A 12,047-nucleotide genomic window follows, 5' to 3' on the forward strand; every position below is an offset into this window, starting at 1 on the left:
TTTGAATTAAAGTACGACAAAAGTTGATATAATATGACAATTATGATAAAATAATAATATATAAAATTCATAAGAATTTAAGGGTATTTATGAAAAAAATAACAAAAATAGAATATCAAAAAAATAATAAAGATAGAGTTAATATTTATTTAAATGATGAATTTGGATTTGGATTAGATTTAAACATTATGATTAAATATTCCTTATCTAAAAATATGGAGTTAGATGACGAATTCATATCTGAAATACTAATAGCAGAAGATAAAAATAAAGCATATAACTATGCGATATCAATATTATCAAGAAGAGCTAAAAGCGAAAAGGAACTTAGATTAAAAATGTCACAAAAAGGATATGAAAATGAGTATATAGATTTTACAATAGATAAACTAAAACAAAATAAATACATAGATGATAGTGATTACAGTGAAAGATTTATACTTGATAAATTAAATTTTTCTAAATATGGAAAGCTAAAAATAAGGGAAGCACTTTATAACAAAGGTATAGATAAACAAATAATAGATGAAAAATTAATTTTAATATCTTCTGAAGATGAATTTAAAAGATCATATGAATTAGCAGAAAAAAAACTTAAAAGTTTATCTAAGCTAGATTCTCAGAAGAAGAGAATAAAATTGTATAATTTTCTCATAAATAAAGGGTTTGAATATGACACTGTTAAAAAGGTAGTTTCAGAATTGTTAAAGGAAGAGTATAATGGATTTGATGATTAAATATAAATTTAATAGAAAGCGGTGATTTTGTGATTGATTATTTTAATTATATATCAGATGTAGTAATTAAATGTAAAATAGTGCAGAAAGATAATATGGGTGAAATTGACTTAAAGGTTCTGTTTGCCAATAAGCAAATACAAAATACAATGGGTGTATCATCAAGCGAAATAATAAATAAAAATTTGACAGATGTAATACCTAAGCTTTCTAATTCGATTTTTCACTGGCCTAAAATATTAAGCGAAGCAGCAATGACAAGTGAACATAAAGTAATAGAACAATATGTTGATGCTTTTGAAAAGTATTTGAAATTTAATATTTTTGGTTATAAGGAAGAGTGTTTTTTTATAACTATACAAGATGTTACAGAAAAAAAAGACATAAAAAGAAAATTATTAGAAAGAGACAGACAAATAAAACACCTTGAAGATGAGCTAAAATCCAAAGCTAATATTGATATGTTGACTAAATTGTATAATTTTCAATTTGTAACTGATAGTATATATAATAGTATAGAAAGCTATAAAGAAGAAGGTATAAATTTTTGTGTTTTATTAATTGATATTGATAACTTTAAAGGAATTAATAAAAAGTATGGTATTAAAAACGGTGATGCAGTTTTGCAAAATGTAGCTAACACAATTAGTTCATTGGCTAGAAAAATTGATGTAGTTGGCAGATATGGAAATGACAAATTTATATTGCTTTTGAATAGTATGGATGCAGAAATTGCAAAAATCATGGTTGAAAGATTAAAACAAGATATAAAAAGGCACTCTGCTAATTTAGATGGTATAGAAGTTAGTGTTTGTGGTACTTTAATTGAATATCATGGTGAAAGCGAAGAAGAATTACTTGAAAAGATTGAATCAAATATTGATAAAGCAATGTCTATAGGAAAAGGAACTATAATTTCATAAGATGCGTTTTTGCAGTATGGATCGCTTTTTTGTCATCTTGAGGGTGCGCATTGCGCACCCCTTAATTTTCAACATTCATGAAAAAATTTTACTTAAATCCAAAATTCCAGCTCCTTGATCGTAGGATGAAGCTTTTATTCTTGAACATGCATTCATTAGTTTTCTCTTAATATCGAAGTGAGAATAATTTGGATTTTCATTTAATAATAATGCTGCAGCTCCAGAAATCATCGGTGCAGACATAGAAGTTCCGCTTAGCGTAGTATAACTTGTTAAATTTTTATGGGACAATGACATAATATCAACACCAGGAGCAATTAAATCTGGCTTTCTAACTCTGTCAATTGTAGGTCCTCTACTGGAAAAGTCAGCTATAAAATCATCATTTGTTTCAGGTGTTCTATTGTCATTTATAGCTCCTACAGAAATTACATATCTACTCGTTGCTGGTGATAAAATTGTATTTCTCATGGGTCCGCTGTTTCCAACAGCAGCAATTACTATCATGCCATTATCAATGGCACGATTTGCAGCTTTTACCAAAGGGTCACGTCTTTCTCTATACTGAGCAATAGCACCTAACGAATAATTAACAATTCTAGTTTTGTAAACCTCCTTTGTATCGATAATCCATTGTACAGTTGATAATATATCTGAAGTTCTTCCATTTCCAGTCTCATCTAATACCTTAATAGACAAAATATTAGATTCTGGAGCGATACCCTTGTATTTTCCTTTTGATGCATAGCCATTTCCACCTAGAATTCCTGCACAATGAGTGCCATGACCGTTGTCGTCATAGGGATTAGTTTCATTATTTATAAAATCCTTGAATCCAACAATTCTATTTTTTGGATAAACTAAATCCATATGAGGAGAAACACCAGTATCTATTATGGCGACAGTTACACCTTTTCCAGTATAGTTAGTATTTAGAATTCTATCTGCGCCTATTGCTTTCCTTGCAATGTCCATAACTGCAAACACTCTCGCATCATAACTTATATATTCAATATCCGGATCTTTCATAAATTCAATAATCGACTCAGTATTCATATCGCAAGCACAACCATTAACAATAGGAAGTTCATAATTGAATTTGTTAGATAATGAAGAAATTTTACCCTCTGCTATTTTTTTGTTATTCTTATAGCTGATAATTATTGGTATAATGTCCTTATCCTTAGAATTTATTTTTCCTTGAACAATTGGACAAAGTTTTTCACTATATATATGATTTTTCATTTTTAATCACCTTCCTAAATTAATTTATGCTTTTAAATAAAGATGGTGTTCATTTTTAAAAAACATGGTATAATATAAATGATTAAATAATAGTTAAGATATAGAGAAACAATAAAAAATTGATTGTTTATAAATTTCTATATCAACTGTAAAAATAGAGGTGAAATAAATGCCGAAAATATTAGTCGTAGACGATGAAAGACCAATAGCTGAGATTATTAGATATAATTTGCAAAAAGAAGAAGGTTACGAAGTAGAAACTGCAAATGATGGTGATGAAGCTATAAAGAAAGTTCATAAAATGAAACCAGATTTAGTGATACTTGACATTATGCTACCTAAAAAAAATGGATTTGAAATTCTTAAAGAAATTCGTATGGAATATGTAATGCCTGTTATCATGTTAACTGCGAAGGAAGAAGAAAATGATAAAATAACAGGATTAGAGCTTGGAGCAGACGATTACATTACGAAACCTTTCAGTAACAAAGAAGTAGTTGCAAGAGTAAAAGCTAATCTAAGAAGAGTTAAACTTTCGACAGTAAAAGAAGAAATGAAGTCAAAAATTGTGAATGCTGGTAATCTTACAATTGACATGAATACTTATGAAGTCAGTAAGGAAGGTAAAATTATTGATTTGACTAATAGAGAATTTGACTTACTAAAATATCTATTCCAGAATTCTGATAGGGTTTTTAACAGAGAGCATTTATTAAAGGAAGTATGGGGTTATGAATTCGGTGATTTGAGAACAGTAGATGTAACCGTAAGAAGACTTAGAGAAAAGATTGAAACAAATGAAGATAAATATATAATCACTAAAAGAGGAATGGGATATTACTTCAAGAGTAGATAGGGAGCAATTATGTTTAAAAGTATAAAATGGCGATTTATTTTAATTTACTTTTTATTAGTATTTCTTGCAATGTCTATAGTTGGCATGTTTATTGTTGCTCAACTTGAGCAAACACAAATTGAAATGAATTCTAAAAATATGGAAGACCGTATTAAATTAATTGTTTCAGCTGATTCATTACAAAATGATGTTTGGAATGGACATATTGAAGAAATACAAAACAGTATTAATAATATTCAGGTAGGATATAATGAAAATGTATATGTAATTTTGAATGATGATAAGAAAACCATAATAGCTGGTAGTGTAGAGAATACAATTGGTGAAAGTGCTTTTAATTCAAATAATATAAATAATTATATTCTTACAAAATCTATGGATGGTGATATAGCTGAAATTGCTCCACCAGACATATATGAAGAAACTGATTATTCTGATTTTTATCATATGTCATATCCCGTTAATACTAACGGCAATATAAAAGGATACATCTATTTAACTAACAATATAGATTATATATACAAAACAGTTGATCAATCTAAAAGTATAATGACCCAAGCAACGGTAATTGCATTGTCACTTACCGTATTTCTTGGGCTTGTTTTAGCAACAAGTATTACAGGACCTATTAAAGAATTAACTGTTAAAGCAAAATTAATGTCTCAAGGAAATTTTGATCAAAAAGTTGAAGTGAAATCAAATGATGAAATAGGTCAATTAGGAAATATGTTTAATTTCTTAATAGATGAATTAAAAACAACTATGTTAAACCTTCATCAGGAAAAAAGTAAAATGGAAACAACATTTAAGTATATGGCAGATGGAGTTTTAACAGTTGACAAAAACGGGAATATAATACACGCGAATCCTGTTGCAAGGCAAATTGTTTCCTTAGAAATTAATGATGAAAATTATGATAAGGCTGTTTCAGAATTCATGACAAATATGTCTTTAAATGATTTAAGGTCCCATGATTGGCATGGAACCGAAATAATTCAACGTAATGGTGAAACCTATAAAATTGATTATGCACCTTTTATGGACAATAAAGAAGAAATAGGGGGTGTTATTCTTGTTTTTAAAAATATCACAGAACAATATAAAATGGAAAACATGCAAAAAGAATTTGTTGCTAACGTATCACATGAATTAAAAACTCCTATAACGACTATAAAAAGTTATGCAGAGACTTTATTAGATGGAGCTTTAAATGAACCACCTATAGCAGAGGAATTTCTTAATGTTATTAATTCAGAAAGTGATCGTATGTCCAGATTGGTTAGTGATCTATTAAGACTATCTAGAATGGATTATGCTCAAACAAATTGGACTAAAGAAAAGTTAAATGTAAAAGAATTGTTAAAGGATATTTATAGAAAACTGCACATACAAGCAAAGAATAAGAGTGTTACTATGCATATGGGTGAGGTTCCTAATGATTTGAGTATAGATTTTGACCGAGATGGATTTGAACAGATTATGCTTAACATAGCAGGTAATGCAGTTAAGTATACACCCGAAAATGGCAATGTATGGGTAAATGTAATTAGAGAAAAAGGTAAAATTATCATTAGCATAAAAGATGATGGTATTGGAATACCCAAGGAAGACCAAAATAGAATATTCGAAAGATTTTATCGTGTTGATAAGGCTAGAGCTAGACAATTAGGAGGCACTGGTTTAGGTCTTTCAATTGCAAAACAAATAGCAGAAGCACATGATAGTATTTTAACTGTCGAAAGTGAAGTTCAAAGAGGAACAGAAATAAAAATAATAATTCCTGAATTAGTATAGAGGCATTTTATGGTACGTCAAAGAATAAAAAATTTAATATTATTATTATTGGTTATAGTATGCATTTATTTAAGTAGTAATGTATGGATGCAACTTCCTGAATTTATATCATACAATTTAAAAGATGATATAGATTCAGAAGAAGAAATTCCAGAGACTTATTTTTGGGATGTAGTTAAACCACTAAAAAATATAATAAAATACAAAGATAATTATACTGTTGTTTATTCTGATGAACATGATTTTTGGAGTAAAACTGTATATGTAATTTATGATGCCCTTGAAGACTTTGATAATAGTAATATTTCAGATTCAGCAGCATTTCCTTTAAACTATATAAAATTCGACTTTGTATCTAGTATTCCAATTGAATTATTTGTTGAGCATATGGAAATTGATGATTTAACAATAAAAGAATCTATTAATAATATAAAAAATGTAATAATTGATTTAGATAACAACAATACTTTATATATTTACAATGGGGAAAATACAATTAAAATTGAAAGTGATAATATAAATACTAATGAAATTTCTGCTATTGTAAAAGAAATGGATTATGATAAATACACAAAATATTCATTTAAAGAAAAAATTGGAGAAAAAACATTAAGAATACCAGTTCCTTTAGAGCAAACTGCATTGAATCCTGTATTTGTTCAATCAGAGTTAGATGTATTTGATACTGAAGCCATTAATAAAATTGCAAAAGACTATTTTAAAAGTAACTATGAGTATGTTAGAAAATCAGTTGAAGTAAGTGGTAAACTCATTTATATGTTTAGAACTGAAAAGGTACTTAAAATCAATGAAGAAGGTTTGCTAGATTTTTATGATGCAAATATAGATATTTACAATGAAAATGGTGTTTATGAAAGTTTTATTACAGCTCTTAATTTCACAGAAGATTTTTTAGGATTTCCTGAGTATGGATACTTAAGCAATATAGAAAATATTCAGTATGAAGGAAACTATGGGTATCGTTTTATATTTTCATATAAAATATTAGATAGGCCAATATTATTTAGCAAAGTAAGAGAAAATACAGCATTACAAATAGATGTAGTAGGAAATAAAGTTGTATCTTACCAGAGATTTATTAGGAATAAAGATGATACACAAATGAATAAGATGAATGAAATTAGTATACTACCTGCTATTGAAGTAATAAGAGCAAATTTAGCAGGAGATGATTATGAAGAAAACATGGAAGAATTAAAACCATTAAAAGGTGATATGATTGAGAATATAAGTAATATATACTTAAGTTACTTTGATTTATCCAGAATCACAAAGGAGCAGGTTTTAAGGGTAGTTTGGGTAATTGAAATAAATGAAAAAAGTTATATTTTCAATGCAATAACTGGCAGATTGATAGAAGAGTGGTGAAGGAATGGATTGGAATAAGGCTAATACAATACTTATAATAGCATTTATTGTTATAAACATTTCGTTAGTTATAGCATCATTTAATAATATTCCATCAGAAGATTACGATGTAATGTCAGATGATTATTTTATTAATAATGTTGAAAATATTTTAAAAAATAATAATATCATTATTAATTGTGAGATACCAGATGATACTTATGTCTTACCTGTATTAGATATAGAATATAATATGATTAACGTAAATGATGATTTACTACAAAATTATTTAGGAGAAAATATTAAGGCTATTGAAGATGTGTTTATATATAATAATTCAAAGGGTGAAACCCTTGAAATAATTGATGGAAAGAAAATAATATATACTATAAGAAATAAAGTGCCTGGAAAAATTCAAAAAGAAGAATTTATAAATGATACTATATCAAATTTCATAAAGGAAAAAAATATAAATTCTGATGATTTTGAAGAAACATATAGATATATATCCGAAGATGTAAATTATGTTGTTTACAATCAAATTCATAATGATTATAGTATAGAAAATTCATATATGTATTTTTTTGTTGACAACAAAGGAATATACAATTTCGAAATGCAAAAAGCTATTTTAATAAATGAAATAAAAGATAAGATTAGAACTTTGCCTGCAATTGAAGCATTACCACGACTTTTAACTTATGATGATGTAAAAGATAAAGAAATAATTAACATAGAAATGACATATTATAGTTTGGAAGATGAGAATTGGAAGTACATTACTAGAATAAATTCTGACCCTACATGGAAAGTTAATTTTAATGACGGAAGTATTAAATATTTATCAAGTTTTGACTAATTACGAAAATTATATTGATTATGTCAGAAAAATAATATATCATTATAAGATGAAAATGTTATTATCGGGTAAAAAAACCGTTGCTTATAAATAGGAAATCATAAAATTATATGAAAATGAGGAATTATTATGTCGAAATTTGTTATAGAAGGTGGAGCAAAATTAAAAGGTAAAGTAAATATTGGGGGATTTAAAAATGCAGCAGTTGCAATAATACCTGCAACCTTGCTGTGTCCAGGCAAATGTATTATTCAAAATGTCCCTAAAATAAATGATGTTTATGTATTCGAAGAAATACTTACTGAGTTAGGAGCAAAAGTAGACTTGTTAGAAGACATGTCTTTATCAATAGATGCAAGTGAAGTTAATGATTGTTATTTAAAAAATGGATTATCAAAAAAAATGAGAGCTTCTTATTATTTGCTTGGAGCTGGTTTAGGAAGATTCAAAAAAGCTTCAACTTTACTTCCAGGTGGATGTGCTATCGGAACAAGACCAATTGATCAGCATATAAAGGGATTTGAAGCATTAGGGGCAACAGTTAATATAACATCTGAAGGAAGAATAAATGTACAAGCAACTAAACTTGTGGGAACTAGGATTTATTTAGATGTAGTAAGCGTAGGGGCTACTATTAATATAATGCTAGCTGCGATATATGCTGAAGGTAAAACTATAATAGAAAATGCAGCAAAAGAGCCTCATATTGTTGATACAGCTAACTTCTTAAATTCAATGGGAGCAGATGTAAAAGGAGCGGGTACTGACGTTATACGAATAAATGGTGTAAAAGAATTAAAAGGATGCACTTATAAAGTAATACCAGATCAAATAGAAGCAGGAACTTATATGATTGCAGCTGCAGCTACTAAAGGAGACATTATAATTGACGATATAATTCCTAAACATATGGAACCAGTAACTGCAAAACTTAAGGAAATGGGAATGGGAATAGAAGAATACGGAGATTCTATGCGTATTTTTTACGAAAAGGATTTAGTTCCAGTAAATATTCAAACATTGCCATATCCAGGATTCCCAACAGATTTACAGCAACCAATGACTGTTTTGCTTTCAACTTTGAAAGGAAATAGTACAGTAGTAGAAGGGGTATCGGAAGATAGATTTAGATATGTGGAAGAACTATTAAAGATGGGAGCAAATATAAAATATTCAAAAAGGCAAGCTAAAATAAAAGGTATAACTCATCTAAAAGGAAGTGTGGTACAAGCTACAGATTTAAGGGCAGGAGCAGCTTTGATTATTGCTGGACTTATAGGAGATGGCTTAACTGAAATAACTGAAATTCAGCATATAGACAGAGGTTACGAAAAATTAGAAAATAAATTTATGAATTTAGGTGCAAAAATAAAAAGGGTAATAGATGAAGAATAGGATATTTTTATATGTAGCTGCAGTAGCAGCTACATATGTTAAATTTTACAACAGGAAATTATAGGATAACGATATCCAAATATAATAAAATTTTAGGAGGAAACATGATAAGTGATTTAAAATACTTAAAAGTAAATCTCCCGGAAGATATTTTAAAATTAAAATGTGCTGGGTATTTTGAAGAAACAATAAAATTTATTAATTTACGTCTTAATAAGCAAATACCCTTTGCAATGAGAAAAAGGCTTGAATTGGAAAAAAAAATCATAAGAACAATTAAAGGTGAATACCCTTATACATTTAGTCAGGCATTGAAAAAAATGAAGGATAATATAAAAGATTTTACAGAAGAAGAACTAATAACTCTTCAAGAAGATAGTCAGGCAGATTGGATTTTAATTGACGGTAAAGTAAGATTTAATGACAGTTTTTTTGGTTCATTAATTAAAACTAGAGCTGACTTAGAAGCAAGACTCTTAAATAAAAGTGGTGACAGTGATGATAGGGGTGAATTTTTAAACGATAATATTAATGATATCAAGGAAAATAAAAAAGCTTCATATCTTATTCATTTAAAATCAACGGTTAAAGTAAAAGATGAGTCAGCAAGAATTGGAGAAATAATTAAGGTTCATCTTCCTATTCCGATAGAATGTCAGCAATCTAATATTAAAGTTATTAGAACAGTTCCAGAGGCAACTTTTATTGCCCCTGTTGATTATCCGTCAAGGACTGCTTATTTTGAAGTAAAACTTCAGAAAGATCAGGAGTTTTCAGTTGAGTATTCCTATGAGACCCACTTAAAATATAATGACATAGATTTTAAACAAGTTTCAAATGAGCAGCCAAATTTTCACACAGGAGAATTTGAGCCTCATATTGTGTTTACTCCTTATATTAAGGAATTGGCAAAGGAGATTATAGGTAATGAAACAAATCCATTATTAATGGCAAGAAAAATATATGATTACATTACTCAAAATGTGAATTATTCATATATGAGAGCATATTCGACAATAATAAACATTCCAGAATATGCGGCGCTTAATTTGAAAGGAGATTGTGGCGTTCAGGCATTACTTTTCATAACTCTTTGCAGATATGTAGGTATTCCTGCAAAATGGCAGTCAGGACTTGCAGTAACGCCATTCCATATTGGACCTCATGATTGGGCACAATTTTATGTGGCACCATTTGGATGGCTTTTTGCAGATCCATCCTTTGGGGGCGGAGCATTAAGAAGCAAGAATAAAGAAAAGTGGAACTTCTACTTTTCAAACTTAGATCCATTTAGAATGGTTGCGAATTCAGAGTTCCAGCATAATTTTAATCCTCCAAAAAAATACTGGCGACACGACCCATATGACAATCAGGTGGGAGAAATGGAATACGAAGACAGAGAAATTAGAAGAGAAGAGTTCAAATCACAATATGAATTGATTGAATTAAAAAAACTATAAACTGGATAAACTAGAGCTGAAACTGTACAAGGCGGTACATTATTTTTTCATGATAATAATCAAAGGATGATAAAGGCATTAGGCATAAGAAAGACAAGTTTTTAGGTAAAGTTAAGATATATAATATTAAAATATAAATTCCGAAAATTTCCTGAATTTCGGAATTTTTTTTGTATAATATTTTTTATGTAGAATAATATAGTATTAAATTAATTTATAGGAAGGGGATATACGATGATTAACGGAATTTGGTTAGGTTTTATTGTTATTGGAGTAATAGTTTCTATTTTTACAGGTAATGTACAAGCTGTTACAGACGCAGCAATTAGCTTTGCTGACACAGCAGTTGAAATAGCCATAGGTTTAATTGGAATAATGACATTATGGTTAGGTATAATGGCAATAGCAGAAAAGGCTGGACTTATAAGGGGATTGGCAAAAGCATTAAGCCCAATTATGAAGAGATTGTTTCCTGATGTTCCAGAAGACCATCCAGCGATGGGTGCAATGATAATGAATATTGCAGCAAATATACTTGGACTTGGTAATGCTGCAACACCGTTTGGTCTTAAAGCAATGGAGGAACTTAATACATTAAATGAACATAAAGGTGTAGCAACTGACGCAATGGCTATGTTTCTTGCAATAAATACATCTTCTGTAACTTTACTTCCTGCTACAGTAATAGGTTTACGTGCTGCTGCGGGATCTACAAATGCCACTGAAGTAATAGGACCGATTATTCTTGCTACTACGATATCAACAGTATCAGCTATAATACTTGCTAAATTATTTAGTAAAATGAAGAGATATCAAATTGAAAAAATTATAGATGAAACTGATGTAGATGTAAAGGAGGGCTAATATGTTAATAAATATTTTAAATTCAATTTCTTTATATGCAATACCTGTTTTATTATTAGGAATACCTTTATACGGTTTTATTAAAAAAGTAAAAGTTTATGAAGTGTTTGTAGGAGGTGCGAAAGAGGGGTTTAATACTGCAATCAGAATTATACCATATTTGGTTGCAATGCTTGCTGCTATAGGTATATTCAGGGCTTCTGGAGCAATGGATTATGTTGTTAAAGTTTTCAGTCCTATAACAAATTTAATAGGCATGCCTGCAGAAATTCTCCCAATGGGGATAATGAGATCGTTATCAGGTGGTGGAGCTGAAGGTATGATGGTAGAATTGTTCAACACACATGGACCAGATTCTTTGATTGGAAGGATGGCCTCCATTTCTATGGGTTCAACTGAAACAACCATGTATTGTATAGCTGTATATTATGGAGTTGCAAAGATTACAAAAGTAAGACATACATTATCAGTAGGATTGATTGTTGATGCTATAAGTTTAATAGCTGCAGCAATTATCACAAATATAGTTTTTTAATAGAAAGCAGG

11 protein-coding genes are annotated in these 12,047 nt (G+C 29.0%); 10 read left to right on the plus strand and 1 reads right to left on the minus strand.

The features are described from left to right. Positions 1-89: 89 nt before the first annotated feature. Both U8307_RS07480 and U8307_RS07485 read left to right on the plus strand, forming a co-directional pair. The gene (locus U8307_RS07480; protein WP_326906594.1) at positions 90-737 is read left to right on the plus strand and encodes a regulatory protein RecX; all 648 of its coding nucleotides are present in this window, start codon (positions 90-92) and stop codon (positions 735-737) included. 29 nt (positions 738-766) lie between these two features. Further along, on the plus strand, positions 767-1,660 hold the full coding sequence (locus U8307_RS07485; RefSeq protein WP_326906596.1) for a sensor domain-containing diguanylate cyclase: 894 nt from the start codon (positions 767-769) through the stop codon (positions 1,658-1,660). Between the two features lie 75 nt (positions 1,661-1,735). Here U8307_RS07485 and U8307_RS07490 read toward each other — a convergent pair whose 3' ends face one another. After that, the gene (locus U8307_RS07490) at positions 1,736-2,905 is read right to left on the minus strand and encodes a S8 family peptidase (RefSeq protein WP_326906598.1); all 1,170 of its coding nucleotides are present in this window, start codon (positions 2,903-2,905) and stop codon (positions 1,736-1,738) included. Between the two features lie 169 nt (positions 2,906-3,074). Between U8307_RS07490 and U8307_RS07495 the strand changes: the two genes are divergently transcribed. From U8307_RS07495 to U8307_RS07530, 8 genes are all read left to right on the plus strand, one after another. Continuing rightward, a complete protein-coding gene (locus tag U8307_RS07495; protein ID WP_326906600.1) occupies positions 3,075-3,761 on the plus strand; it encodes a response regulator in 687 nt (228 codons plus the stop codon). Between the two features lie 9 nt (positions 3,762-3,770). Further along, positions 3,771-5,555 carry an ATP-binding protein gene (locus U8307_RS07500; protein ID WP_326906602.1) on the plus strand — a complete coding sequence of 595 codons (1,785 nt, stop codon included), beginning with the start codon at positions 3,771-3,773 and terminating at the stop codon, positions 5,553-5,555. Between the two features lie 9 nt (positions 5,556-5,564). Next, a complete protein-coding gene (locus tag U8307_RS07505) occupies positions 5,565-6,944 on the plus strand; it encodes a hypothetical protein (protein ID WP_326906604.1) in 1,380 nt (459 codons plus the stop codon). A 4-nt stretch (positions 6,945-6,948) separates the two neighbouring features. Further along, complete coding sequence (gene yycI, locus U8307_RS07510; RefSeq protein ID WP_326906606.1) at positions 6,949-7,782, plus strand: two-component system regulatory protein YycI; 834 nt, start codon at positions 6,949-6,951, stop codon at positions 7,780-7,782. A 129-nt stretch (positions 7,783-7,911) separates the two neighbouring features. Next, positions 7,912-9,177, plus strand: coding sequence for a UDP-N-acetylglucosamine 1-carboxyvinyltransferase (locus U8307_RS07515; RefSeq protein ID WP_326906608.1), 1,266 nt, complete (start codon positions 7,912-7,914; stop codon positions 9,175-9,177). Between the two features lie 104 nt (positions 9,178-9,281). After that, positions 9,282-10,637, plus strand: a complete 1,356-nt coding sequence (locus tag U8307_RS07520) for a transglutaminase-like domain-containing protein (protein WP_326906610.1) — start codon at positions 9,282-9,284, stop codon at positions 10,635-10,637. 234 nt (positions 10,638-10,871) lie between these two features. Continuing rightward, entirely contained in the window at positions 10,872-11,501 is a 630-nt protein-coding gene (locus U8307_RS07525) for a nucleoside recognition domain-containing protein (RefSeq protein ID WP_326906612.1), read from the plus strand. Between the two features lies 1 nt (position 11,502). Beyond that, entirely contained in the window at positions 11,503-12,036 is a 534-nt protein-coding gene (locus U8307_RS07530; protein WP_326906616.1) for a spore maturation protein, read from the plus strand. The last annotated feature ends 11 nt before the right edge of the window (positions 12,037-12,047 follow it).

The sequence above is a fragment of the Sedimentibacter sp. MB31-C6 genome, assembly GCF_035934735.1.
GTDB lineage: Bacteria > Bacillota > Clostridia > Tissierellales > Sedimentibacteraceae > Sedimentibacter.